This window comes from Pseudomonas sp. B21-059, assembly GCF_026016285.1.
Classification (GTDB): domain Bacteria; phylum Pseudomonadota; class Gammaproteobacteria; order Pseudomonadales; family Pseudomonadaceae; genus Aquipseudomonas; species Aquipseudomonas danubii.
The window spans coordinates 1,732,273-1,757,795 of sequence record NZ_CP087201.1 but is presented as its reverse complement, the minus strand read 5'-3'; the positions used below and the strand labels follow the sequence as shown (position 1 = coordinate 1,757,795).

The 25,523-nt window shown below is 61.7% G+C and carries 16 protein-coding genes; 9 read left to right on the top strand and 7 right to left on the bottom strand.

What is annotated here, in order from left to right:
* Positions 1-32: 32 nt before the first annotated feature.
* The gene (locus LOY69_RS07920; RefSeq protein WP_265074358.1) at positions 33-10,100 is read right to left on the bottom strand and encodes a retention module-containing protein; all 10,068 of its coding nucleotides are present in this window, start codon (positions 10,098-10,100) and stop codon (positions 33-35) included.
* 578 nt (positions 10,101-10,678) lie between these two features.
* On the opposite strand from LOY69_RS07920, the gene LOY69_RS07915 reads away from it, so the two are divergent.
* Genes LOY69_RS07915 through LOY69_RS07905 form a run of 3 tightly spaced genes read left to right on the top strand, consistent with a single transcriptional unit; the run spans position 10,679 to position 15,600 of the window.
* The gene (locus tag LOY69_RS07915; RefSeq protein ID WP_102861704.1) at positions 10,679-12,055 is read left to right on the top strand and encodes a TolC family outer membrane protein; all 1,377 of its coding nucleotides are present in this window, start codon (positions 10,679-10,681) and stop codon (positions 12,053-12,055) included.
* 18 nt (positions 12,056-12,073) lie between these two features.
* Positions 12,074-14,233: a type I secretion system permease/ATPase gene (locus LOY69_RS07910; RefSeq protein ID WP_102878820.1), complete on the top strand. Its 2,160-nt coding sequence runs from the start codon at positions 12,074-12,076 to the stop codon at positions 14,231-14,233.
* Positions 14,234-14,244: 11 nt separating this feature from the next.
* The gene (locus LOY69_RS07905; RefSeq protein WP_102878819.1) at positions 14,245-15,600 is read left to right on the top strand and encodes an HlyD family type I secretion periplasmic adaptor subunit; all 1,356 of its coding nucleotides are present in this window, start codon (positions 14,245-14,247) and stop codon (positions 15,598-15,600) included.
* 101 nt (positions 15,601-15,701) lie between these two features.
* Here LOY69_RS07905 and LOY69_RS07900 read toward each other — a convergent pair whose 3' ends face one another.
* Complete coding sequence (locus tag LOY69_RS07900; RefSeq protein WP_253085917.1) at positions 15,702-16,301, bottom strand: tRNA-uridine aminocarboxypropyltransferase; 600 nt, start codon at positions 16,299-16,301, stop codon at positions 15,702-15,704.
* A gap of 9 nt (positions 16,302-16,310) precedes the next feature.
* A complete protein-coding gene (locus tag LOY69_RS07895) occupies positions 16,311-17,204 on the bottom strand; it encodes a LysR family transcriptional regulator (RefSeq protein WP_102878817.1) in 894 nt (297 codons plus the stop codon).
* Positions 17,205-17,562: 358 nt separating this feature from the next.
* Here LOY69_RS07895 and speB point away from each other — a divergent pair, with 358 nt between their 5' ends.
* From speB to LOY69_RS07875, 4 genes are all read left to right on the top strand, one after another.
* Positions 17,563-18,513 carry an agmatinase gene (gene speB / locus LOY69_RS07890; protein ID WP_265074357.1) on the top strand — a complete coding sequence of 317 codons (951 nt, stop codon included), beginning with the start codon at positions 17,563-17,565 and terminating at the stop codon, positions 18,511-18,513.
* 335 nt (positions 18,514-18,848) lie between these two features.
* Positions 18,849-20,237: a sodium:solute symporter gene (locus tag LOY69_RS07885; RefSeq protein ID WP_265074356.1), complete on the top strand. Its 1,389-nt coding sequence runs from the start codon at positions 18,849-18,851 to the stop codon at positions 20,235-20,237.
* 298 nt (positions 20,238-20,535) lie between these two features.
* Positions 20,536-20,667 (top strand): hypothetical protein, encoded by a 132-nt coding sequence (locus tag LOY69_RS07880; RefSeq protein WP_258381420.1) that lies wholly within the window; start codon positions 20,536-20,538, stop codon positions 20,665-20,667.
* A 26-nt stretch (positions 20,668-20,693) separates the two neighbouring features.
* Entirely contained in the window at positions 20,694-20,954 is a 261-nt protein-coding gene (locus LOY69_RS07875; protein WP_265074355.1) for an acyl carrier protein, read from the top strand.
* An 88-nt stretch (positions 20,955-21,042) separates the two neighbouring features.
* Here LOY69_RS07875 and LOY69_RS07870 read toward each other — a convergent pair whose 3' ends face one another.
* The 3 genes from LOY69_RS07870 to LOY69_RS07860 all read right to left on the bottom strand — a co-directional run bounded on the left by LOY69_RS07870 (position 21,043) and on the right by LOY69_RS07860 (position 23,298).
* Positions 21,043-21,171, bottom strand: coding sequence for a PA1414 family protein (locus tag LOY69_RS07870; protein ID WP_011059908.1), 129 nt, complete (start codon positions 21,169-21,171; stop codon positions 21,043-21,045).
* Between the two features lie 190 nt (positions 21,172-21,361).
* Positions 21,362-22,285 carry a DMT family transporter gene (locus LOY69_RS07865; RefSeq protein ID WP_102878814.1) on the bottom strand — a complete coding sequence of 308 codons (924 nt, stop codon included), beginning with the start codon at positions 22,283-22,285 and terminating at the stop codon, positions 21,362-21,364.
* A 176-nt stretch (positions 22,286-22,461) separates the two neighbouring features.
* A complete protein-coding gene (locus LOY69_RS07860) occupies positions 22,462-23,298 on the bottom strand; it encodes a S1 RNA-binding domain-containing protein (RefSeq protein ID WP_060838083.1) in 837 nt (278 codons plus the stop codon).
* Positions 23,299-23,651: 353 nt separating this feature from the next.
* Here LOY69_RS07860 and LOY69_RS07855 point away from each other — a divergent pair, with 353 nt between their 5' ends.
* Both LOY69_RS07855 and LOY69_RS07850 read left to right on the top strand, forming a co-directional pair.
* Positions 23,652-23,840, top strand: coding sequence for a hypothetical protein (locus tag LOY69_RS07855; RefSeq protein WP_016962619.1), 189 nt, complete (start codon positions 23,652-23,654; stop codon positions 23,838-23,840).
* A 256-nt stretch (positions 23,841-24,096) separates the two neighbouring features.
* The gene (locus tag LOY69_RS07850) at positions 24,097-24,966 is read left to right on the top strand and encodes a DUF6279 family lipoprotein (RefSeq protein WP_265074354.1); all 870 of its coding nucleotides are present in this window, start codon (positions 24,097-24,099) and stop codon (positions 24,964-24,966) included.
* Positions 24,967-24,976: 10 nt separating this feature from the next.
* On the opposite strand, the gene LOY69_RS07845 is transcribed toward LOY69_RS07850, so the two are convergent.
* The gene (locus LOY69_RS07845; RefSeq protein WP_102861695.1) at positions 24,977-25,369 is read right to left on the bottom strand and encodes a transcriptional regulator; all 393 of its coding nucleotides are present in this window, start codon (positions 25,367-25,369) and stop codon (positions 24,977-24,979) included.
* Between the last annotated feature and the right edge of the window lie 154 nt (positions 25,370-25,523).

Here is a 25,523-nt window from a genome sequence, read left to right as displayed (position 1 = left end):
CTGGGCAGCGGCCTCAAGGACCGTGACAACCATCAGACGGTATCCACCTTCAACGAGTGATCGTTGAGCATGCCGTTGATGATGGTGGCCGTGTCCGCCCCTCCGGCAATCACCCCGCCCGCCCCTGGCGTGACTCCGTAATGGCTGGCCAGGTCGACCCCCGCCAGGTCAATGGTCTGGGTCGGCGTCGCCCCTGCCACCGCGCTGACATCAATGCTGGTGACCAAGGTCGCGCCACTGCCAGTGACCTTGAAGTGCAGGTAGTCATCCAGGGAAGCGGAAGTCGCATTCTCTCCCTGTAACAACTGCGATAGGTCCAGCTTGTCGGTGCCCGGCGTAAAGTCGGTCACCACATCGTGCCCATTGTTGCCCTGCAGCCACTGGAAGGTATCGCTGCCGCCGCCTCCGGTCAGGGTGTTGTTGCCCATCCCGCCGATCAGCAGGTCATCGCCACCACCGCCATTGAGCACATCGTTCCCCAGCCCGCCGGTAATGACGTTGGCGTTGCCATCGCCGGTCAAGGTGTCGTTGTAGTTGGAGCCCACCAGGTTCTCGATGCCGGTCAGGGTGTCAGTGCCCGCGCCCAGGGTGTTCTGCGCCCCCGCCAGGCCGAGGTTGACCGTCACCGCCGCCGTGGCATGGGCGTAACTGGCGGTATCGATACCCGCACCGCCATCCAGCAGATCATTGCCCGGCCCGCTGAACAGCAGGTCATTGCCGCTACCACCATTCAGGGTGTTGTTGCCCGAGCCTGCGGTGAGCACATCGTTGCCATCGCCGCCATTGAGGATGTTGTTGCCACTGCCCGCCACCAGCACATCGTCACCGGAAGTGCCGGTCAGGGTGTTGCCATCCTGGTAGGAGATGCTCACCGCCGCCACATCGCTACCACCGTGACCATCGCTGGCGGTGTAGGTGCCGTGGTAATCCGGGGTGACGTCCTGCGCCCCGGAGTAATTCACGGTCATGGTCAGCTGATAGTTTTCCGCTGCCGTGGTGTTGCCGCCGCTGGTGTTGGTGATGTTGACGATATGGATCTGGTAAGGCCCATCCGCCGCCGCCGTGAAGGTGCCGCCATCGGCGATCGCCGTATAGGCTCCACCGTTAAAGGCGTATTCCATGGAGACGCGGCCGGCGGCCAGATTGTGATTCAGATTCAGGGTTTCCCCCTGTTTGAGATTGACGGTGATCACGTCCTCATCGTTGGCATTGGCGTTAGTGACGGCTCCCAGGTAACCGCTGACCAGCACCACCGCGGTCATGGTCGCGGCGTTGGCATTGAACGAGGCGCGATCGATGGTGATGGCCTGGTTGGCGCCATTGTTGCCATTCCCGGCAAAGCCGATGGTCTGCTGACTCGCCGCCGTGAACGCCGCGCCCTTGGCCGCCCAGCCGGTGTTGAAAGTGGTGGGCGCCGCATTCAGAGGATCACCATTGACGTCACTGTCGTTGGCCAGCAGTGCATCCTCGGGAATCGCCACACTGCTGGACAATACGTTGGTGATGATGTGGTCATCCCCGGCGACCGGAGACGCATTGGGATTGACCTTGACCACCAGAGTCGAGCTCGCCAGGTCACCGTCGTTGTCGCTCACCGTATAGCCAAAGGTTTCGGTGATTACTGAGTTTGTGACTTTTTGCGAGCTGTAGCTGAAGTCCCCGGTATCGAGGTTCACCACCAGGGTACCGCCATTGCTGGTGGCAATGCTGATGCTGTTGTTGACGGTATTGAAGGTACCGTTGTTGGTGGTGCCGCTGAAGGTCAGCGAGCCCTGGTTGCTGTTGCCTTTGGGGTCGTAGGTGTAGGTTCCGCCATCCACCACGATCGACTTGATGAACCCGCCGTCGGCACCAAAGCTGCCGCCATCCCCCAGCAAGCTGCCGGTGACCGGAGAGCCTTGCACCGTACCGGCCAGCACCGAATTGAGCTGGTTCAGGTCGGTGACCACCACCGCATTGGTGTTGACGTGAGTACTGCCGTCATAGGCCAGCGGATCGAGGTTGCCATTGCTGACCCCGCTGCCCAGGCCGATCGCATAGTTCTTGATGCCATTGGCATCGAGGAAGGCTTTCCAGGCCGTCTCGTCCGCGGTGCCGATTTCCTGACCCGAGGTCGGTGCGCCGTCGGAGAAGAAGTAGCCGACATTCTGCGCGCCACTGAGCTGGCCACTGGTGACAAAGGCCAGCTTCGCCGCCGCCACCGCCGCGTCGTAGTTGGTCCCGCCTCCTGCCACCAGCGTGGCGACAATTGCCTTGGCCGTGGCCACGTCTACCCACACCGGAGTCTGGGCGGTAGCGGAGCTGCTGAAAGTGACGAGCTGGACTTTGACATCGCCCATGTTGTCGTACTTGTCGAGCAAAGCGCTGATGGCCTGCTTGGCCAGGCCCAGCCGCGTCAGGCCGGAAACACCTGAAGGATCAGCCATGCTGCCCGACACGTCGATCACCAGCAGCAGGTTGGAGTCCACCTCCACCGCCGTGACCGAACGCTCGCTGGCCACTGCCTTGGGCACATCATCGACAATGCTCACCAGGATGCTGCCGGTGGTGCTGTTGCCCAGGGCATCGGTGGCCTTGTAGGTGAAGCTCTCACTCAAGGTATTGGCGCCATCGTTGGCATTGGGGGTGGTTTTCGGCGCCGAGGTCAGGGTGTAGGTGTAGGTGCCATTGGGGTTGAGCAGAATCTGCCCGTAGCTGCCCGTGGCACTGCCCACCAGACTGAAGGTGATACCTCCAGAGCCGCCGGTGACCGAGCCCACCAGGGTGCCGCTGGCGGTTTCCGCGGTGGAGCCCGGATCGCTACCAGCCACGGTGCCAGCAGCCAGGTCCTGACCATCCTTATTCAGGTCCAGGGCTTTTTCATAGACAGTGACGTCCTGATCGGTCACTGCCTTGAGGCCGCTGTCAGTGACATTGATGGTCAGGGTGGTGGTGCTCTCATCACCATCTCTGTCGCGGATGGTGTAGGTGAAGACATCACTGGCCCCGGGCGGGCTCACCGAGTTCGGATTGCTGTGGTACACCGCGTTGCCGGCGGCATCCAGAGTCAGGGTGCCGTAGGTGCCGGCGATGCTGCTGCCCAGCCCGCCGATGGCCGAGGTGGCGGTATTGCTGCCGGCGCGCACGCCGACCACCGCGCCACCAACGGCTGCACCATCGGCGCCCAGCACATCATTGCCCAGCACACTGACATTGATGGTGGCGCCTTCCGTGCCGCTGGCCGTATCCGCCACGGCGCCGGGCAGGTCATCGACGATGTTGACGTCTATCACCCCGGACGCGGTACTGCCGTCGCCATCGGTGGCCACCACATTGAATTGTTCAGCAATGCTATTGGCGCCCAGCGCCGTTGGATGGGCTTCGTTGTCCAGCAAGGTGTAGCTGTAGCTGATGACTCCGGTGCCGGCGTTGTAGCCAGTGATGGTCAGGGTGTTGCCCAAGGCGGTGGTGACGCTTTGCGGGAAGCCCGCAGCCACACCGCCGCTGACCACATTGATGCCGCCCACAGTCAGGGTTTGCAGGCCGTCCAGGGCCGTCACGGTAAACGTGCCGCTCTGGGTCAACGCTGGGGTATTCGGGCTGCTGCCATCGCTGAGGTTTTTCTCATAGACCGTTAACTCGCCACCGTTGACGTTAAGGCCGTTCAAGGTCACCGGATCGTCGTTGTTATGGATCTGCAGCACCAGATTCGCTGTGCTGGGGTCGCCATCGGAGTCAGTGACGGTGTAAGCGAAGGTTTCTGTGCCGTTGCCATTGCCGCGCAAGGCTTTGAAGTCAGCATCCGCAGTGTTCAGCGTGTAGGTGTAGGAACCGTTGGCATTGAGCACCAGGGTGCCGTAGGTGCCGGTGAACGTACCGGCAGTGACGGGTCCGGAAACCACCCGATCCGCGCCTTGTACATCGTTGGCCAACACGTTGCCCGTCAGGGTCAGTTGGCTCTCCGAGGCAGTAGTCGGATTGCTGTCATTGACCGCAGTCGGCAGGTCGTCCACCACGTTCACATCCAGAGTTCCGGTGGCACTGCTGCCATCCACATCCGTAGCCACTACATTGAACTGTTCGCTGAGGCCGTTGGCACCGTTGGCGCTCGGGTGGGCCTCATTGTCCAGCAGGGTGTAGCTGTAGCTAATGACTCCGGTGCCGGCGTTATAGCCGGTGATGGTCAGGGTGTTGCCCAAAGCAGTGGTGACGCTTTGCGGGAAGCCCGCAGCCACACCGCCGCTGACCACATTGATGCCGCCCACGCTAAGGGTTTGCAGGCCGTCCAGCGCGGTCACGGTAAACGTGCCGCTCTGGGTCAACGCTGGGGTATCCGGGCTGCTGCCATCGCTGAGGTTTTTCTCATAGACCGTTAACTCGCCACCGTTGACGTTAAGGCCGTTCAAGGTCACCGGATCGTCGTTGTTATGGATCTGCAGCACCAGATTCGCTGTGCTGGGGTCGCCATCGGAGTCAGTGACGGTGTAAGCGAAGGTTTCTGTGCCGTTGCCATTGCCGCGCAAGGCTTTGAAGTCAGCATCCGCAGTGTTCAGCGTGTAGGTGTAGGAACCGTTGGCATTGAGCACCAGGGTGCCGTAGGTGCCGGTGAACGTACCGGCAGTGACGGGTCCGGAAACCACCCGATCCGCGCCTTGTACATCGTTGGCCAACACGTTGCCCGTCAGGGTCAGTTGGCTCTCCGAGGCAGTAGTCGGATTGCTGTCATTGACCGCAGTCGGCAGGTCGTCCACCACGTTCACATCCAGAGTTCCGGTGGCACTGCTGCCATCCACATCCGTAGCCACCACATTGAACTGTTCGCTGAGGCCGTTGGCACCATTGGCGCTCGGGTGGGCCTCGTTGTCCAGCAAGGTGTAGCTGTAGCTGATGACTCCGGTGCCGGCGTTGTAGCCAGTGATGGTCAGGGTGTTGCCCAAAGCAGTGGTGACGCTTTGCGGGAAACCCGCCGCGACGCCGCCACTGACCACATTGATGCCGCCCACGGTCAGGGTTTGCAGGCCGTCCAGCGCGGTCACGGTAAACGTGCCGCTCTGGGTCAATGCTGGGGTATCCGGGCTGCTGCCATCGCTGAGGTTTTTCTCATAGACCGTCAACTCGCCACCGTTGACGTTAAGGCCGTTCAAGGTCACCGGGTCGTCGTTGTTATGGATCTGCAGCACCAGGTTCGCCGTGCTCGGGTCGCCATCGGAGTCGGTGACGGTATAGGCGAAGGTTTCTGTGCCGTTGCCATTGCCGCGCAAGGCTTTGAAGTCAGCATCCGCAGTGTTCAGCGTGTAGGTGTAGGAACCGTTGGCATTGAGCACCAGGGTGCCGTAGGTGCCAGTAAAGGTTCCGGCTGTCACCGGCCCGCTGGGCACTCGGTCTGCCCCTTGAGTGTCGTTGGTTAGCACGTTGCCCGTCAGGGTCAGCTGGCTCTCCGAGGCAGTGGTCGGATTGCTGTCGTTGACCGCAGTCGGCAGGTCGTCCACCACGTTCACATCCAGGGTCCCGGTGGCACTGCTGCCATCCACATCCGTAGCCACCACATTGAACTGTTCGCTGAGGCCGTTGGCACCGTTGGCGCTCGGGTGGGCCTCGTTGTCCAGCAGGGTGTAGCTGTAGCTGATGACTCCGGTGCCGGCGTTGTAGCCGGTGATCGTCAGGGTGTTGCCCAAGGCGGTGGTGACGCTTTGCGGGAAACCCGCCGCGACGCCGCCGCTGACCACATTGATGCCGCCCACAGTCAGGGTTTGCAGGCCATCCAGCGCGGTCACGGTAAACGTGCCGCTCTGGGTCAACGCAGGGGTATCCGGGCTGCTGCCGTCGCTGAGGTTTTTCTCATAGACCGTCAACTCGCCACCGTTGACGTTAAGGCCATTCAAGGTCACCGGGTCGTCGTTGTTATGGATCTGCAGCACCAGGTTCGCTGTGCTGGGGTCGCCATCGGAGTCGGTGACGGTGTAGGCGAAGGTTTCTGTGCCGTTGCCATTGCCGCGCAAGGCTTTGAAGTCAGCATCCGCAGTGTTCAGCGTGTAGGTGTAGGAACCGTTGGCATTGAGCACCAGGGTGCCGTAGGTGCCAGTAAAGGTTCCGGCTGTCACCGGCCCGCTGGGCACTCGGTCTGCCCCTTGAGTGTCGTTGGTTAGCACGTTGCCCGTCAGGGTCAGCTGGCTCTCCGAGGCAGTGGTCGGATTGCTGTCGTTGACCGCAGTCGGCAGGTCGTCCACCACGTTCACATCCAGGGTCCCGGTGGCACTGCTGCCATCCACATCCGTAGCCACCACATTGAACTGTTCGCTGAGGCCGTTGGCACCGTTGGCGCTCGGGTGGGCCTCGTTGTCCAGCAGGGTGTAGCTGTAGCTGATGACTCCGGTGCCGGCGTTGTAGCCGGTGATCGTCAGGGTGTTGCCCAAGGCGGTGGTGACGCTTTGCGGGAAACCCGCCGCGACGCCGCCGCTGACCACATTGATGCCGCCCACAGTCAGGGTTTGCAGGCCATCCAGCGCGGTCACGGTAAACGTGCCGCTCTGGGTCAACGCAGGGGTATCCGGGCTGCTGCCGTCGCTGAGGTTTTTCTCATAGACCGTCAACTCGCCACCGTTGACGTTAAGGCCATTCAAGGTCACCGGGTCGTCGTTGTTATGGATCTGCAGCACCAGGTTCGCTGTGCTGGGGTCGCCATCGGAGTCGGTGACGGTGTAGGCGAAGGTTTCTGTGCCGTTGCCATTGCCGCGCAAGGCTTTGAAGTCAGCATCCGCAGTGTTCAGCGTGTAGGTGTAGGAACCGTTGGCATTGAGCACCAGGGTGCCGTAGGTGCCAGTAAAGGTTCCGGCTGTCACCGGCCCGCTGGGCACTCGGTCTGCCCCTTGAGTGTCGTTGGTTAGCACGTTGCCCGTCAGGGTCAGCTGGCTCTCCGAGGCAGTGGTCGGATTGCTGTCGTTGACCGCAGTCGGCAGGTCGTCCACCACGTTCACATCCAGGGTCCCGGTGGCACTGCTGCCATCCACATCCGTAGCCACCACATTGAACTGTTCGCTGAGGCCGTTGGCACCGTTGGCGCTCGGGTGGGCCTCGTTGTCCAGCAGGGTGTAGCTGTAGCTGATGACTCCGGTGCCGGCGTTGTAGCCGGTGATCGTCAGGGTGTTGCCCAAGGCGGTGGTGACGCTTTGCGGGAAACCCGCCGCGACGCCGCCGCTGACCACATTGATGCCGCCCACAGTCAGGGTTTGCAGGCCATCCAGCGCGGTCACGGTAAACGTGCCGCTCTGGGTCAACGCAGGGGTATCCGGGCTGCTGCCGTCGCTGAGGTTTTTCTCATAGACCGTCAACTCGCCACCGTTGACGTTAAGGCCATTCAAGGTCACCGGGTCGTCGTTGTTATGGATCTGCAGCACCAGGTTCGCTGTGCTGGGGTCGCCATCGGAGTCGGTGACGGTGTAGGCGAAGGTTTCTGTACCGTTGCCATTGCCGCGCAGGGCTTTGAAGTCGGCATCCGCAGTGTTCAGCGTGTAGGTGTAGGAACCGTTGGCATTGAGCACCAGGGTGCCGTAGGTGCCGGTGAACGTACCGGCAGTAACGGGTCCGGAAACCACCCGATCCGCGCCTTGTACATCGTTGGTCAACACGTTGCCGGTCAGGGTCAGTTGGCTCTCCGAGGCAGTAGTCGGATTGCTGTCGTTGACCGCACTAGGCAGGTCATCCACCACGTTGACGTCCAGAGAGCCGCTGGCGGTGCTGCCGTCCACATCAGTGGCCAGCACACTGAAATGCTCGCTGAGGCTATTGACGCCATTGGCCGTCGGATGGGCATCGTTGCCATTGAGGGTATAGCTGTAGCTGACTACCCCGGTGCCTGCGTCATAACCGGTAACGGTCAAGGTGTTGCCCAGGCCGGTGGCGATGGATTGCGGAAAACCCGCCACCACCCCGCCGCTGATCACGCTGATGCCGCCCACGTTCAGGCTCTGCAGACCATCAAGGGCCGTTACAGTAAAAGTGCCGCTCTGGGTCAACGCCGGAGTATCCGGGCCGCTGCCAGTGGTCAGGTTCTTCTCGTAAACGGTGAGTTCGCCACCATTGACCTCCAGGCCGTTCAAGGTCACCGGGTCGTCATTGTTGTGCACCTGCAGCACCAGATTGGCCGTACTGGGGTCGCCATCGGCGTCAGTCAGGGTGTAGGTGAAGGTGTCGGTAGCATTGCCGCCCCCGCCCAGCGCGAGGAACGCAGGGTCGGTGGGATGCAGGGTATAGGTGTACGAACCATCCGCTGCCAGCACCAGGGTGCCGTAGGTTCCGGTGAAGGTGCCGGCCGTGATCGGCCCGGAAGCGACCCGGTCGGCGCCCTGTACGTCGTTGCCCAGCACATTGCCAGTCAGGCTCAACAGGCTTTCCGAAGCGGTCCCGGGATTGCTGTCGTTGACCGCCGTGGGCAGGTCGTCCACCACGTTCACATCCAGTGAGGCGCTGGCACTGCTGCCATCCACGTCAGTGGCCACTACATTGAACTGCTCGCCAAGGCTATTGGCGCCATTGGCGTTCGGATGGGCATCGTTGCCATTGAGGGTGTAGCTGTAGCTGACCTCGCCGCTGGCCAGGTTGAAACCGGTGATGGTCAGGGTATTGCCCAGGCCAGTGGTGACGCTTTGCGGAAAGCCCGCCGGTACGCCGCCGCTGACCACGGTGATACCGCCGACAGTCAAGGTTTGCAGGCCGTCCAGTGCGGTCACCGTGAAGGTGCCGCTCTGGGTCAGGGCCGGGGTATCCGGGCCGCTGCCGGTGGTCAGGTTCTTCTCATAGACAGTGAGCTCGCCTCCCTCGACCTCCAAGCCTCGCAGCAGCACCGGATCGTCATTGTTGTTCACCTGCAGCACCAGGTTGGCGGTGCTGGCGTCGCCATCGGAATCAGTCAGGGTATAGGCGAAAGTTTCAGTGCCGCTGCCGCCGCCCTTGAGCGCCAGGAAAGCCGGATCGCTGGTGTTCACGCTATAGGTGTAACTACCGTCCGCCGCCAGCACCAGGGTGCCGAAGGTGCCATTGAAGGTGCCGGCGGTAACAGGTCCGGCCGCCACCCGATCAGCGCCCTGCACATCATTGGTCAGCACATTGCCGCTCAGGGTCAGTTGGCTTTCCGAGGCAGTGCCTGCGTTGTTGTCATTGACTGCCGTCGGCACATCGTCGGTGATATTGACGTCAAGGGTGTTGCTGGCCGAGTCACCATTGCTGTCGATGGCAACCACGCTGAACTGCTCGCTCAGACTGTTGGTGCCATCCGCCGCGGAGTGCAGATCATTGCCATTGAGGGTGTAGCTGTAGCTGACCACCCCGGTGGCCGCGTTGAAGCCGGTGATGGTCAGGGTATTGCCCAGGCCGGTGGCGATGGATTGTGGAAAAGCCGCCGCCACGCCGCCGCTGACCACATTGATGCCACCGACATTCAGACTGAACAGCCCATCCGGGGCCGAGACTGTGAAAGTGCCACTCTGGGTCAGGGCCGCCGGATTGCTTGCCGAGCCCTGCTCCAGGTTGGCTTCATTGACCGTGAGTTCACCGCCCTCCACCGCAAGCCCACTCAGGCTCACCGGGTTGTTGGGGGTTGCACCATTGATCGGAAGCAGGCCATCGATGCGCTCAGGGACAAATTCGGGGATGCCATTGAAGCCCGCTGTCGGAAAGCCGATCACCGGCTCGACCCGGCCCCCGACTTCCTCCAGCAGAACAAAGCTGTGACCGCCGCCCTCGGCACCCGGCGCGCCACCGGTACCGGTGGGGCCCGCCGCAGTGGCTTCAGCGGTTTGGGTTGGGTCATCACCGGCGGCAATGGCTTGTTGCAGTTGTTCGACATCGCTCAGTTGCGCATCGCTGGGTGCCAGCACTTGCGGGGTATCGACCTGAGTGGCCTGCTGGTCAAGCAACTGCGCCGTCAGTTGCTGGCTGCTGTCACGGCCCAGGGTCAGATCCTGGCCATTTTGCAGATGCACTGCCACCGCACCTTCGGCTCCAGTGACCAACTGCTCACCGACAAACAGCCGGTCCCCTTCCACCAGGAGACGACGGGCGCCATCCGCGCCTACCGCGTAAACCTGCCCGATCACCTTGGTCACAATGCCGATTAACGTTGCCATGTGCACTCCTCCGATGCCGAGAACAATCGGCATCCGCTTGCTAGCGGCAGCACAGACAGCGTTAACCCGTGGTTGAACAGACCCTGTGTCTGGCCGCTCCGCCCCCATGGCGAAGCGCGCCAGTCTTGATGTCCCGCCCTCCCTTGCTACCAGTCGGACGGCTGATACCGCAGGGCGCCGGACAAAACAGCCTCATCCGTGCCTTCGGATCGCTCACCAACTACATTGTGCGAAACAGGTCAAAAGGCGAAATCGCCAAAAAAATGCCGCCATATCCTGTTCCGTACCTTCTTCCTTGTAACCACTTCCCCGCCCTGAACTACCTGAAATTTGAACGTCCCCAGAAATTTCAGAAAATGCCTCAACGCCTGAAAATTCCGGGCCTGCGATTGGAACAATGTCTTGCTTTGACAAACATGCATAAGTTTTTTTTGGCATAAAACTTATGAATTTTTTTTCTTAGCTATCCTTCTGGATGTTCTTAGCTCTGTTGTAAACAAGATGAGACGGTTAAGTCTCAATTTTTTAGTCATATTTTTGACGAAAACACTGTTTCACTGGATCAGGGAGAGACACCCATGCGCGTTTTCACCCCCCTCAGCGGTGCAATTCTTTTGGCCTCAATCTGCGTCAGCCCGGCTCAGGCCATGTCTTTGACTGAAGCGATCCAGAGCACTCTGGACAACCACCCTGAACTTCGCGCCAGCCAGAACAACCGGCTGTCTGCCGACGAGGATGTGAAGGTGGCCAAGGGTGGCTTCTATCCCAGCCTGGACCTCAATGCCGGCTATGGCCGCGGCTACAGCGACAACAGCACCACCCGCGGCTACGGGGTGGCACGCGGCACCGGCAACCACAACACCGAGACCCTGAATTACACCCAGTCGGAACTGCGCCTGCGGCAGATGCTCTTCGACGGCTTCAACACGGCCAATGAAGTGGGCCGCACCCAGTCGGTGGTCAACTCCCGGGCCTACTTCACCCGCGGCACCGCCGAAAGCCTCGCCCTGCGCACCATCGAGGTGTACCTGGAGGTGCTCAAGCGCCGTGAACTCTTGACCCTGGCCAAGAACAACCTGCAGGCCCACCTGCGGGTCAACGACCAGATCGGCCTGCGCAGCCAGCAAGGCGTGGGCAGTACCGCCGACCTCGACCAGTCCAAGGCCCGGCGTGCCCTGGCGGAGAACAACTACGACACCGCTCAGGTCGACCTGGCCGATGCCGAGGCCAACTTCTACAGCGCAGTCGGACGCTTGCCCGACGAGCTGGAAAGCCTGCCGTCGATCCGCGGCGAAATCCCGCAGAACCTCAACGACGCCAAGCAGAGCATGCTGCTGAACAACCCCTACCTGAAGTCCGCCCAGGCTGACATCCAGGCGGCGGAGAGTCAGTACGAAGTGGCCAAGTCGCCCTTCTATCCACGCTTCGACGCCGAGGCCGCAGTCAACGCCAACGACAATGTGCAGGGCGACCTGGGCCACGACAACGAATGGCGGGTCGGGGTGATCATGAACTACAACCTGTTCCGCGGCGGCAGTGACAAGGCCCGCCTGCAGTCCAACGCGCATAAGATCAACCAGGCCATGGACATCCGCAACAACGCCCTGCGCATGCTCAACGAAAACATCACCCTGGCCTGGAACGCCATGCTCAACGCCAAGAAACAGACCCCCACCGCCCGGGAATATGCGGAAACCACCACCCGGGTGCGGGCCGCTTATCAGGACCAGTTCGGCCTCGGACAACGCACCCTGCTCGACGTTCTGGACAGTGAAAACGAGCTGTACAACGCCAACCGCCGCTACACCGAAGTGCGCTACACCGAAGAGTTCTCCATGTACCGGGTACTGGCCAACATGGGCGAACTGCTGAGCAAGGAAAAAGTCGTGGTACCGGCCGAAGCCATCGCCCAAAGCGAAGTGAAAAGCGAGGCGCGCCTGCCGGAAATGAAGTAGTCCCGTGGAGGACTCGATTTGACCAGCCTCGAACCCGGGAGCCCGCACGCCGATCCGCGTGCCAGCTTCGATGACCCGCTGTTGGACGGATTACTGATCCTGTGCCGACTCCACGGCTGCAACGTCAGCCGGGGCAGCCTCAGCGCAGGCCTGCCCCTGGACAAGCAACGCCTGAGCCTCGACCTGCTGCCCCGGGCCGCGGCCCGGGCCAGCCTTCAGGCTCGCCTGCTGCGCCGGGAACTGGGGGCGATATCCGCTCTCAACCTGCCGGTGCTGCTGATCCTCCAAGGCGGTCGTTGCGCAGTGCTCAGGCGCTGGGGCGAGGATGGCCAGGCCCTGATCCTGCCCAGCGAGGCCGAAGGTGGCGAGCAGTGGGTGAGCCGCGAGGAACTGGCCCGGGAATACAGCGGCCAGGCCCTGTTCGCACGCCCCCGCCATGAACTCGAAGACCTGCGCAGCCCCCTGGTGCCCAGGGTCGACGCCTGGTTTCGCGACACCCTGAAGCTCTCGCGCTGGCTCTACAGCGACGCCATTCTCGCCAGCCTCCTGATCAACCTGCTGGGCCTGATGGTGCCGCTGTTCGTGATGCAGACCTACGATCGGGTGGTGCCCAACCAGGCCACCTCGACCCTCTGGGTGCTGACCCTGGGCCTGCTGCTGGGCACCGGGTTCGAGCTGGTGTTACGGGTGGTACGGGCCCACCTGCTGGACCAGGCCGGGAAAAAGACCGACGTGATCCTCTCCGCCACCCTGTTCGAACGCATCACCGGCATGAACATGAAGGCCCGACCAGCCACCATCGGCGGCTTTGCCCAAAGCATCCACGACTTCCAGGGCCTGCGGGAGTTTCTGACGGCCGTGACCCTGACCAGCCTGATCGACCTGCCCTTCGCCCTGCTGATGCTGGTGGTGATCGGCCTGCTCGGGGGCTGGCTGGTGGTGATCCCGATACTCGCGTTCCCCATCACTATCGTCTTCGCCATGCTGATCCAGGTGCGCCTGCGGGACACCGTGCAAAAAAGCCTGGCCCTGGGCGCCGAACGTCAGGCGCTGTTGATCGAGACCCTCGGCGGCCTGGAAACCCTCAAGGCCTGCAGCGCCGAAAGCGAACGCCAGCACAAGTGGGAAAGCACCCACGGCGCCCTGACCCGCCTCGACAGCCACGCCCGCAACCTCTCGGCCCTGGCCACCAACGGCACCCTGTTCATTCAGCAGTTGTCCGGCATGGCCACCATCGTCGCCGGGGTCTACAGCATCATCGCCGGCAACCTCAGCGTCGGCGCCCTGGTGGCCACCTATATGCTCGGAAGTCGAGTCCTGGCGCCATTGGGACAGATCGCCGGGCTGATCACCCGCTACCAACAGGCGCAGTTGACCATGCGCAGCACCGACGCCTTGATGGCCCTGCCCCAGGAACGCGATGCCCGTCAGCGGCCTCTGGAGCGCACTCAGTTGCACGGCGCCCTGGAAGTCAGCCGAGTGAGCTTTCGCTACCCCGGGCAAAGCACCCCGGCGCTGAACAACATCAGTTTCAGCCTCAAGCCCGGAGAGCGGGTCGGCATCATCGGCCGCAGCGGCTCGGGGAAAAGTACCCTGGCCCGGCTGTTAATGGGCTTTCTCGCCCCGGAGGAAGGCCAACTGCTGCTGGACGGCCTGGATCTGCGACAACTGGACGTGGCCGACCTGCGTCAACAGATCGGCTACGTCGCCCATGACCTGCCGCTGCTGGCCGGCAGCCTGCGGGACAACCTGACCCTGGGCGCGCGCTACATCAGCGATGCCCGAATGCTCGAAGTCGCCGAGCTCACCGGGGTCACCGAACTGGCCCGCGCCCACCCCCAAGGCTTCGACCGGCCGGTGGGTGAACGTGGGCAACTGCTGTCCGGCGGCCAGCGCCAAGCGGTGCTGCTGGCCCGGGCCCTGCTGCTGGACCCGCCGATCCTGCTGCTGGACGAACCCACCAGCGCCATGGACAACAGCAGCGAAGACGCTCTGCGTCAGCGCCTGCACGCCAAGGTCCAGGGCAAGACTCTGCTGCTGGTGACCCACCGCACTTCGATGCTCAGCCTGGTGGACCGCCTGGTGGTTCTGGACGAAGGACGGATTGTCGCCGACGGACCGAAAGACGCGGTTATCGATGCACTGCGCAAGGGCCGTGTTGGCTCTGCAGCCGTCTAGGAGTGCCGAGCATGTCGACACCATCGTCACCCCGCAGTTACCTGGGCAGTTTTCGCCGAAGCGCGGAAAGCGAATTCATGCCGGAAACCGCAGAGGCCTCGTTGCAAGACTCGCCCCGCAGATCACGGTTGACGGTCTGGATCGCCGCCGCGCTGATCCTCTGCGCGCTGGTATGGGCCAGGTTCGCGGTGCTCCAGGAAGTCACCACGGGCGAAGGCAAGGCCATTCCTTCAAGCAAGATCCAGGTGATCCAGAACCTGGAAGGTGGCATTGTCACCGAGATTTTCGTCCGCGAGGGGCAGATGGTGGACAAGGGCCAGACCCTGCTGCGCCTGGATGACACGCGCTTTCGCTCGAACAAGGGCGAGAGCGAGGCGGATCGCTTCGCCTTGATGGCCCAGGTCGAGCGTCTGTCCGCCGAAGCCGAAGGCAAGCCCTTCACCCCATCCGCCGAAGTGCTGAGCAAGGCGCCGCAAGTGGCAGAAGACGAACGCTCGCTGTACGACCAACGCCAGCGACGCCTGGCCAGCGAGCAGCGCACCCTCAGCGAACAGTTGCGGCAGAAGACCCAGGAACTGGCGGAATTTCGCTCCAAGCAGGGGCAATACAGCTCCAGCCTGGCCCTGCTCAATCAAGAGATGAACATGTCGGCCCCCCTGGTGGGCACTGGCGCCGTGTCACCGGTGGAAATCCTGCGGCTCAAGCGCAGCGCGGTAGAGATTCGCGGCTCCCTGGACGCCACTACCCTGGCCATTCCACGGGCCGAATCGGCCATCAACGAGATCAAGAGCAAGATCGATGAATCGGTGCAGACCTTCCGCTCCGATGCCGCCAAGGAACTCAACGAGAAACGCACCGACCTGTCGAAGATCACCGCGTCGGGGATCGCCATCGATGACCGGGTCAACCGCACCACGGTGGTATCGCCCGTGCACGGCGTGATCAAGCTGCTCAAGGTCAACACCATCGGTGGCGTAGTCCAGCCCGGCAGCGATCTGGTGGAAATCGTGCCCATGGAAGACAACCTGCTGATTGAGGCCAAGGTCCGGCCTCAGGACGTGGCTTTCCTGCACCCCGGACAGAAAGCCATGGTCAAGTTCAGCGCCTATGACTACACCATCTACGGCGGCCTGAGCGCCAAGCTGGAGTTGATCGGCGCCGACACCATCACCGACGACAAGGGCAACAGCTTCTATCTGATCCAGGTACGCACCGACAAGAACCACCTGGGGGGCGACGCCAATCCACTGCTGATCATCCCCGGCATGGTGGCCACGGTGGACATCATCACCGGCGAGAAAAGCGTGCTGGACTACCTGCTCAAGCCCGTGCTCAAGGCCCGCACCGAAGCCATGCGCGAACGCTGACTGCCGGCTACGTAGGAGCCGGCTGGCCGGCGAAGAGGCCCTCTGACTTTGCCGCAGACTTGAGAGTGCTTTCGCGGGCAAGCCCGCTCCTACAGAAAAACTCAGGGTTTGGCGCCGTGGTTGCGTTGGTAGGTGTCTTCGCCCATCGCCGCGATCTGCCCTTCGATCAGGGCCTCGAAGGGGCGCAGCAAGGACTCGAAGGAGGCCGGCGCCTCCAGTACCTGCAACGCCTGGACAATGGCTTCCAGGGTCGACAGCGCACCCGGTCCCGGGGCTTTGCGCAGGCGATAGCGCGAGGGCGTCGCGGCGGCCAAGGTCACTCGCGGCAAGGCCGCCAGCAGCGGATTGAGGTGCAACAGCTTGCGGGCCTTGCGCCAGGTGCCGTCGGGCACCACCAGCAGCAGCGGTTCATCGGTCTCGGCATAGGCCTGCAGCGGCTGGGCATCGTCCGCCGGGAACAACAGGCAGGCCCGGTATCCGGGTTGAGCGAGCAGCGCCGGCAAATCCTCGAACACCTCACCCACCCGCAACTGCGCATTGTTCAGCCCCAGGGCCGCCAGCCGCGCCGTGTTCAAGGCGTGGTTGACCTCACTGGGATGCTGCAGCAGCAACACCCGGGTGCGGCTGGGCAAATCCGGGATCAGCGGGCACAGACAATGGCCTGTGGGACGCAGGCAACGCTCGCAGCGTGCTCTGGACATGGGAATTCCTTATGACTGGTTGAGCTGGGCCTTGAGCAGATCGCGAAAGGTCTGGATCAGGGGTTCACGGCCCCGGCCACGACGCATGATCATGGAGAACGGCGCCTGGTAGCCGAAGGTTGCCGGCAGCAGCACCCGCAGGTCGCCCTTGTCGGCCCAGGCCTGGGCGTAGTGTTCCGGCAGGTAGCCGATGTAGGCGCCGGACAGCACCAGGATCAACTGCGCCTCCATGCTTTCGACAGTCGCCGCGCTGTGCTTGAAGCCGTGCCGGGCCAGTTCCGCCTGGCTCCAGTAGCCACGGCCGACCATGCGCTGCTGGGTGATGACCTGCTCCGGAATGCGCCGCTCGCTGTACAGCGGATGCCGGTTGCTGCAATACAACCAGTGCTGCTCGCGGTACAGCGGCATGTACACCAGGCCGCTCATGCGCGTGGAAAAGGCGCCGATGGCCAGGTCCAGGCGGTTGTCCTGGACCCCCAGTTGCAGTTCGTGGGGGCTCATCACCGACAGGTGCAAATGCACCGCCGGATGCTCCTGGCTATAGGCGCCGATGGCCTCGGCGAACGGCAGGGCCTTGTCGCTGACGGTGGAGTCGATCACCCCCAGGTTCAGGGTGCCGCGCAACTCGCCCTTGAGGGCCGCGGCGTACTGTTCGAAGCCCTCCAGCTCCCCCAGCAGACGCAAGGTCTCCTGGTGGAACAGCTCCCCCTTGCTGGTCAGGCTGAACCCGCCACGGCCACGGTGGCAGAGCACCAGACCGAGGGCGCCTTCGAGCTGGCTCATGTAGGTGCTGATGGCCGACGTCGAGAGATTGAGTTCGTGCTGGGCATTGGCGAACCCCTGATGTCGCACCACGCTGACGAAGATGCGCAATAGTTTCAGATCAGGTAAAGCGTTGGCCATGACAGGCTCCGATAACAGGCAAAACAACCACTTCCCTGTGCCAAGAGAGCGTACTGACGCCGGGCGACCAAGCAGCCCCGATGACCTCCATGCGCACTTTCAACCAGACCCTGCAACCCGGATAACGGTGGCTACGCCACCGAGCGGATGCTCGCTCACTCACCACGCAGGGCCCTGGAAGCCGTGCGGGAGTCTAGCGCGACCCCGGCCATTAGTTTAGAAAAATCTGAACTAAGTATTTGTTCGTAGCGATTCTTTCCCCTCACTACATTTCGCAGAATCGGCCCAATCGGTTGAACGGGCGATACCTGCTGCGCCCTCAGCCCCATAAATATAAAACAACGATGAGGCCTATCCCGTGGACAAGATTCTCCACCAACCACTGGGCGGCAACGAAATGCCGCGCTTCGGCGGCATCGCCACCATGATGCGTCTTCCCCATCTGCAATCCGCCGCCGGCCTGGACGCTGCGTTCGTCGGCGTGCCTCTGGACATCGGCACCTCGCTGCGCGCCGGCACCCGTTTCGGCCCGCGGGAAATCCGCGCCGAGTCGGTGATGATCCGCCCTTACAACATGGCTACCGGTGCCGCTCCGTTCGACTCGCTGTCGGTGGCCGACATCGGCGACGTGGCGATCAACACCTTCAACCTGCTGGACGCGGTGCGCATCATCAAAGAAGCCTATGACGGCATCCTCGAACACAACGTGATTCCCCTGACCCTGGGCGGCGACCACACCATCACCCTGCCGATCCTGCGGGCCATCCACAAGAAACACGGCAAGGTCGGGCTGGTGCACATCGATGCCCACGCGGACGTCAACGACCACATGTTCGGCGAGAAGATCGCCCACGGCACCACCTTCCGCCGCGCAGTGGAAGAAGGCCTGCTGGACTGCGACCGCGTGGTGCAGATCGGCCTGCGCGCACAGGGCTATACCGCCGAAGACTTCAACTGGAGCCGCAAGCAGGGCTTCCGTGTGGTCCAGGCCGAAGAGTGCTGGCACAAATCCCTGGAACCGCTGATGGCCGAAGTCCGTGAAAAGGTCGGCAACGGTCCGGTGTACCTGAGTTTCGACATCGACGGCATCGACCCGGCCTGGGCTCCAGGCACCGGCACCCCGGAAATCGGCGGTTTGACCACCATACAGGCCATCGAGATCGTCCGTGGCTGCCAGGGCCTGGACTTGGTGGGCTGCGACCTGGTGGAGGTTTCGCCGCCTTACGACACCACCGGCAACACCTCGCTGCTGGGTGCCAACCTGCTGTACGAAATGCTCTGCGTACTGCCCGGCGTGGCCCACCGCTGAGTCTCGGCCCTGGGAGGGCTGGTGCCGCGCTCAAGCACGAGCGCGGCCATGGAACCGTCATGCAAAGGAGCGCAACACCTTAGCCAACGTGGTCGGAGCAGATCATGAATAACAATAAAGAAAACAGCCTTAACAACATGAACAACGGGGACGCCCAGATTCCCGCCCCTCGACGCAGCACCCTGTACGACCTCTCTCGAAACAGGCCCCCCTTGGCCTGAACTGCCCCAGCAACCGCAGCTCTTCCGGAAGACCGGCCTCCACTGGTCAACGGGGTGACCGTCCGCATCGGCGGGTGGCAACAACAATAACAACTTGCTTGTGAGGACCCGAACATGGGCTTGGATATTCTCGTAGTACTGATTTATGCCGCCGGCATGATCACCCTGGGCTGGTACGGCATGCGCCGGGCCAAGACCCGTGATGACTATCTGGTAGCCGGCCGCAACCTCGGGCCGGGCTTCTACCTGGGTACCATGGCGGCCACCGTACTGGGCGGCGCCTCGACCATCGGCACCGTACGCCTGGGCTACGTCCACGGCATTTCCGGCTTCTGGCTTTGCGGCGCCATCGGCCTGGGCATCGTCGGACTCAGCCTGTTTCTGGCCAAACCCTTGCTGAAACTGAAGATCTACACCGTCACCCAAGTGCTGGAGCGCCGCTACAACCCCGCGGCACGCCACGCCAGCGGACTGATCATGCTGGTCTACGCACTGATGATCGGCGCCACCTCCACCATTGCCATTGGGACAGTGATGCAAGTGCTGTTCGGCTTGCCGTTCTGGGTATCGATCCTGGTGGGCGGCGGTGTGGTGGTGCTCTACTCGACCATCGGCGGCATGTGGTCGCTGACCCTGACCGACATCGTGCAATTCCTGATCATGACCATCGGCCTGGTGTTCCTGCTGATGCCGCTGTCCATCGTCGATGCCGGCGGCTGGGATACCCTGGTGGCCAAACTGCCCGCCAGCTATTTCGACTTCACCGCCATCGGCTGGGACACCATCCTCACCTACTTCCTGATCTACTTCTTCGGCATCTTCATCGGCCAGGACATCTGGCAACGAGTGTTCACCGCCCGCAGCGAAGGGGTAGCCAAGGTTGCCGGGACCGCGGCCGGCATCTATTGCGTGCTCTACGGCCTGGCCGGCGCGCTGATCGGCATGGCCGCCAAGGTGGTCCTGCCGGATCTGGATAACGTCAACAATGCCTTCGCCAGCATCGTCCAGACCAGCCTGCCCAACGGCGTTCGCGGCCTGGTGATTGCCGCGGCTCTGGCAGCCCTGATGTCCACCGCCAGCGCCGGCCTGCTGGCGGCCTCCACCACCGTGACCCAGGACCTGTTGCCGCGGCTGCGCGGTGGCCGTGAAAGCGGCAATGGCGACGTGCATGAAAACCGCATCGCGACGTTGCTGCTGGGGGTTGTGGTGCTGGGTATCGCCCTGGTAGTGAGCGACGTGATCAGTGCCCTGACCCTGGCCTACAACCTTTTGGTGGGCGGCATGCTGATTCCGCTGATCGGCGCCATCTACTGGAAACGCGCCACCACGGCCGGGGCCATCACCAGTATGTCTCTGGGCTTCATGACCGCGCTGTTCTTCATGTTCAAGGACGGCCTGGACGCCAACACACCGATTTACTACAGCCTGGCCGTGGGCCTGGTGAGTTTCGTGGTGGTGAGCCTGTTCTCCCGGCGCTCGGTGCCTCTGGCCAACGCGATCTGACCTGAAGTCAGACGCCTGAAGCTTTCTTCGACGGGTGCGGCGTCGGTGGCCGCACCCGTTTTTTTCGTCCACGAAAAAGTGCCACAACGCCGGGTGACGCTCGCTTCAGCCCGACCCAGGAAGCCGCCCACTGGACGAGCGGTCACCACTGCCGGAAAAAACCTCTGCTGTAATCTGATTCAGCGACGACTGTTACTGAACAGTACAAGGATCGCTGGCAGCCTCAGGGCACGCTATCGCTTCACCCTTGGACGGGGTCAAAAAACAATCAGAACCTCTCCCCTGCCCCGAGGTGTTTATGGACCGTTTCGACATCCAGCCAAGCATCCGCCTTGATCCGGACCTTGATCTGTACCGGATCAACTCCATCAGCGAACTCAGCCAGGTCATCCTGGAAAAGACCCGCGCCGACGCTGCCCGTCCCGCCTGACCTGCTCGCTCCTCGGGAGTAACGCGATGAAACGGGCCGAAGCACGCGTGGCCGTACACCTGCTCATCCGTCGGGGGCTGGATGAACTCACCGACTTCGATGACCAAAGCGCTCTGCAAGCACTCGGGCTCGACCGGGAGGATATCGAAGCGCTGCTCTGGCGCCTGGAGGACAGGTTCGATCTCTGCATCTCCCCCCGGGAAGAACAGCGAGCGCTCTGGCGCCTGGAAAAGGTCGACGACCTGGTGCAATGGTTGCTGGAAAAGTCCTGGCAAAATCAGGATTGACCCGATTGCCTCGGGTGGATGGCCGAGCGACTGCCGGCCAGAAAACCCTGGCGAGAGCCGGAGTCTGCACTCCGCTCTCGCCCTGAGCTCAACGACGACGTTGCTGACGGCGCCGCAGTTCTTCGTCGGTAGGAATCGGCACCGGTTGCAGCGGTGGCTCGATCAGGCCCAGTGCGACGCCAAGGTCGTGCAGCCAGCTTTGCAGTTTGTCTTTCATAGTGCCCCCTCAGGGTCGTGCCGAGCGGCGATACTGCGCCGCCTCAAGCAGATAATAGTCCTAACTTTTCCCGCGCGCTGCCTCGCAATAGCAATGAACTGTTACTGGATTGAAGCGAATCGGCCAAGGCTATTCAGCCATTGGCCCGCAGCGCCTGTGGCGCCTGCCCGGCAGGCGCATGGGCAGCGGCTTATAGAAAGCGCTTGATCCGCCGACGCAGCCATTGCTCGGCGCTGACAAAGGTGATGCCCAACAACACCAGCAGCGCCCCCAGCACAAAGTTGAGGCTCAAGGGTTCACCCAGCAACAGCACGCCGAAGGTCACGCCAAACATCGGTGTCATGAACGAAAACACCGCCAGGTTCGCCGCCAGATAGCGACGCAACAGCCAGAACCAGGTCAGGTAGCTGAAGAACGACACCACCAGCCCCTGGAACAACACACTGGCCACGGCAACCGGGGTCAGGCTGACCTGGGTCACCTGGCCGCTGAGCACCGCAATCAGCAGCAGGCCGACGAACCCGACGATCAACTGATAGAACAGGGTCAGTGTGGCTGGCGCTTCCGACAATCGCGAGGCGCGTACCACCACCGTGGTCGCGCCCCAGGCCAGCCCCGCCAGTAATCCCAATACATCGCCCAGGAGCATGCGCCGATCCAGATTGTCCAGGGAGATTCCACCGGCAAAGGCGATGCTGATGCCAATGAAAGCAAGGATGATCCCCAACCATTGCAACGGCCGCAGCCGCTCACTGGGCAGCAACCAATTGACCCCAAGGGCAGTGAAGATCGGGGCGGTGTAGAGGAACACCGACATATGCGCGGCGCTCGTCAGCTTCAGCCCCTCGGCAATGAACAGGAACTCCAGGCCGAACAGGGCGCCGGCCAGTAAACCGCCGCGCCAGGTACTGGAGACCTGGGACCAGCCCCCTTTCCAGCACATCAGCAGGGCCACCAGCAGCGCCGAAATCCCGGAACGAGCAGCCGCCTGCATCACCGGGGCAATATCCGCCGCCGCCCATTTGATCATCACCTGCTGCACGCCCCAGATCAGGCACAACCCCAGCATCACCTGCAGGGCAAAACCATCGGCGTTGCGCCGCTCGATGCTCACCGCAGTCCCTCAGATTGATTCATCGACATGACAGCTACCCGCTGTGGAAAAGACAACGCCTCCAGGCGCGCGCCCAGCCGTCGTGCTGCAAGGCCGGCCGCACAAGGAAAGACAAGCAACACGAGACATAGAAGAGGTGGGGCTTTAAGCACATCCACCCCAGAGCGAAACAAGAATCAGCTTAGCTCGATACGATCTGCGTGAATGACAATCTGGCCCTGTTTATAGAGCGCGCCGATGGCCTTCTTGAAGTTGCCTTTGCTGACCCCGAACAAACTGCTGATCAAGGCCGGATCGCTCTTGTCGCTGACCGCCAGAGAGCCATTGTTTTCGCGCAACTTGGCGAGGATCTTCGAGTTCAGGCTGGTGGCCGCTTCTTCACCCACCGGTTGCAGGCTCAGGCTGATCTTGCCATCGGCCCGCACTTCCTTGATGAACCCCTTCTCTTGCATGCCGGAGCGCAGGAACTTGAACACTTCGTTCTTGTGAATCAGGCCCCAGTGCTTGTTGTTGATGATCGCCTTGAAACCCATGTCGGTGGATTCAGCCACCAACAGGTCGACTTCCTGACCAACCTTGTAGTTGGCCGGAGTCTTGTCCAGGTAGCGGTCCAGGCGAGCCGTGGCCGTGATACGACGGGTGTGCTTGTCCAGATAGACATGCACCACGCAGTACTCGCCGGCATTCATCTGGCGCTTCTCTTCCGAGTAGGGCAGCAGCAGGTCCTTGGGCAATCCCCAATCCAGGAATACCCCGATACTGTTAACTTCGACGACTTTAAGACTGGCAAACTCGCCAACTTGAACTTTCGGCTTTTCGGTAGTTGCGATTAACTTGTCGGCACTGTCCAGATAAACAAAAACATTCAACCAGTCTTCATCTTCACTGGGAATGTCCTTGGGAATATAACGATTGGGCAGCAATATTTCGCCGTCCGCCCCTCCGTCCAGATACAAACCAAAGTTAGTGTGTTTAACCACTTGCAAACTGTTGTAGCGCCCGACTAAAGCCATTTCCAATACCCTCATTGCGTGGGCGGCATTCTACCTGTTTTCCACGCCCAGGTTGGCGCTCCTGAGTCCCGGACCGGAAAATTCCGTGAAGAGCCTTGGTTTTTCTAGCATCACTGGCGCTCAAGCGGCCATTCGTCAGGCCAACAGCGACCTGCCGGGTAAGGGCAAACAGCCACCAGGCCGCATTTTCAGTAACGGGTCTTTATTTAAAACAGCCACTTAGGAAGATGTCAGCAAGATCAACTTAAGGAAAAAGCCCAAAAAACGACCCTTTGTTTCAGAGGATATTTACCAAGCAATTGTCAAGTATTTCTGATAAGATGCCTGGCCAAATTAATTTTCCAAAAGGTTAAATGGCCGCCATGCGAGTAAAAGCCTCCAACAGCAAAGCAAAACCAGCTCCCGCCGTTGAAACCAGCGAATCGATCAACGAACAAATCGCGGCCTTCCTGAAATCGGGCGGCGAAATCCAGCAAATTGCCAAAGGCGTCAGCGGCCAGACTTTCGGCCCATCCAAGCAGATCAGCCTCGGCAAAAAGTAATTCCCCCGCATTATCCTGGTCCCTTAGCGCTTTGCCCTCAAAGCGCTAGGACTGGCACCCCTTCTCTCCTCCCCCTAGCACTAAAAGTCGACCAACGGCCCTTATCCGCTGTTCCTGGCCGCTATCCTTTCAGCTCTCTGGATCAATAGTTTCAGCCAACTCCCAGTTCATCACTGCCGGCCTTCCGCCCTGCGACTGAACGGCTGGCAGCCTTCCGGGTTCAGATGCAGGAACCCGAACTCGCAAGGACTCGAACATGGTGCGCCAGTGGCCCCTGCTTATCTCGTTGCTGATCCTCAGCCTGCTGCTCGGCGCCTGCAGCCGAGTCGGCCTGGCCTATCGCAACCTGGATGTAATCATCCCCTGGACCCTCAACGACTACCTGGACATGAACAGCGAGCAGAAAAGCTGGTTCAACCAGCGTCTGCAGCAGCACCTGAGCTGGCATTGCAGCACCCAGTTGCCCGGCTATCTGGACTGGCTCGATCGCCTGCAACTGATGGTGCAGAGCAATCAGGTCAGTGATCAGGACCTGCAAGCACGAACCCGGGAAGCCAAGCAGGCCATCGCCGAGACTGTAAGGCAGATCACCCCTTCCGCTGTAGAACTGCTCCAGGGCCTGGACGACGGGCAAGTCAAAGAGATGAACAACGCCTTCGCCAAGGACCAGCAAGAACACCGCGAGCAGTACCTCACGCCATCATTGGCGCAACAGATCCAGCAGCGCAGTCAGCGCATGAGCAAGCGTCTGAATGCCTGGCTCGGCCCCCTGACCCCCAGCCAGCAACAACGAATCGAGCAATGGTCTGCCTCCCTGGGAGAGCAGAACCAGCAGTGGATCGCCAATCGCGTCCATTGGCAGACGCAATTCAGCGCCGCGGTGGCGCAACGCCGAGACAGCGATTTCCCACAGCGCATCGAGCAGTTGCTGATCAACCGCGAGAGTTTATGGACAGACGACTACCGCCAGGCCTACGCCCACACCGAACAGGCCGCACGCAGCCTGTTGGTTGACTTGATGGCCGCCAGCAGCGTGGACCAACGCCAGCACCTGCTGAAGAAAATCGACGGTGTACGCAAGGACTTCGCCGCCCTGAAATGCCTGCAGAACGCGAGTCAGGGCTAGCATCGCGAAACTAGGCGATCTGCGCCTTGGAGGCCACCTCGTCAAAGGTATCCGCAGCCAGGGCATCAGCCTGTTCATCCAGCACCTGACGCGGGTGATCGTTGCCCGGAATACTGCTGTCGATCAGACACAGCAGGCTTGAGCCGCGAGGCGTCAGTACAAAGTTCTCGCCGTTGCCGCCTTCTTCCTCGGGCCTGGTTTCAATAAAACCCCGGTCCAGCAGCAACTTTTCGTACTGGGTGGCGGTGACTTTCAGTTCATCCAGATTGCCGGTGGGCTCACCCTCCGCCTCCTTGGCCGCCGCATGCTGCTCGGCGTAGGGGCGAGGCGTGAAACTGTGGCCGGCGCCGTTCTGCACTTCGTGCAGCAGTCGCTCAATCAGATCCCAGTTATATGTGGTCATTGCGGTTCAACCTCCAGACATGAGAATGAAATGCCGTTCATAGGTTGTGACCGACCGGGTTTTCAGCCGTTCAGGAAATACGCCGCGCCAGCCTGACCCCTGATCGGAAAACCGCTGGGCAGCTTGTCGATCCAGCCCTGCGCCAAACGACTAG

What these genes read in the sequence shown, in the direction of transcription:
- LOY69_RS07885 (WP_265074356.1), top strand. Translation starts at nt 18,849, where the DNA reads ATGGGCTTGGATATTCTCGTAGTACTGATTTATGCCGCCGGCATGATC.
- LOY69_RS07900 (WP_253085917.1), bottom strand. Translation starts at nt 16,301, where the DNA reads ATGTCCAGAGCACGCTGCGAGCGTTGCCTGCGTCCCACAGGCCATTGT.
- LOY69_RS07870 (WP_011059908.1), bottom strand. Translation starts at nt 21,171, where the DNA reads ATGAAAGACAAACTGCAAAGCTGGCTGCACGACCTTGGCGTCGCACTG.
- LOY69_RS07915 (WP_102861704.1), top strand. Translation starts at nt 10,679, where the DNA reads ATGCGCGTTTTCACCCCCCTCAGCGGTGCAATTCTTTTGGCCTCAATC.
- LOY69_RS07850 (WP_265074354.1), top strand. Translation starts at nt 24,097, where the DNA reads ATGGTGCGCCAGTGGCCCCTGCTTATCTCGTTGCTGATCCTCAGCCTG.
- LOY69_RS07855 (WP_016962619.1), top strand. Translation starts at nt 23,652, where the DNA reads ATGGCCGCCATGCGAGTAAAAGCCTCCAACAGCAAAGCAAAACCAGCT.
- LOY69_RS07845 (WP_102861695.1), bottom strand. Translation starts at nt 25,369, where the DNA reads ATGACCACATATAACTGGGATCTGATTGAGCGACTGCTGCACGAAGTG.
- LOY69_RS07905 (WP_102878819.1), top strand. Translation starts at nt 14,245, where the DNA reads ATGTCGACACCATCGTCACCCCGCAGTTACCTGGGCAGTTTTCGCCGA.
- LOY69_RS07880 (WP_258381420.1), top strand. Translation starts at nt 20,536, where the DNA reads ATGGACCGTTTCGACATCCAGCCAAGCATCCGCCTTGATCCGGACCTT.
- LOY69_RS07860 (WP_060838083.1), bottom strand. Translation starts at nt 23,298, where the DNA reads ATGGCTTTAGTCGGGCGCTACAACAGTTTGCAAGTGGTTAAACACACT.
- LOY69_RS07920 (WP_265074358.1), bottom strand. Translation starts at nt 10,100, where the DNA reads ATGGCAACGTTAATCGGCATTGTGACCAAGGTGATCGGGCAGGTTTAC.
- LOY69_RS07875 (WP_265074355.1), top strand. Translation starts at nt 20,694, where the DNA reads ATGAAACGGGCCGAAGCACGCGTGGCCGTACACCTGCTCATCCGTCGG.
- LOY69_RS07895 (WP_102878817.1), bottom strand. Translation starts at nt 17,204, where the DNA reads ATGGCCAACGCTTTACCTGATCTGAAACTATTGCGCATCTTCGTCAGC.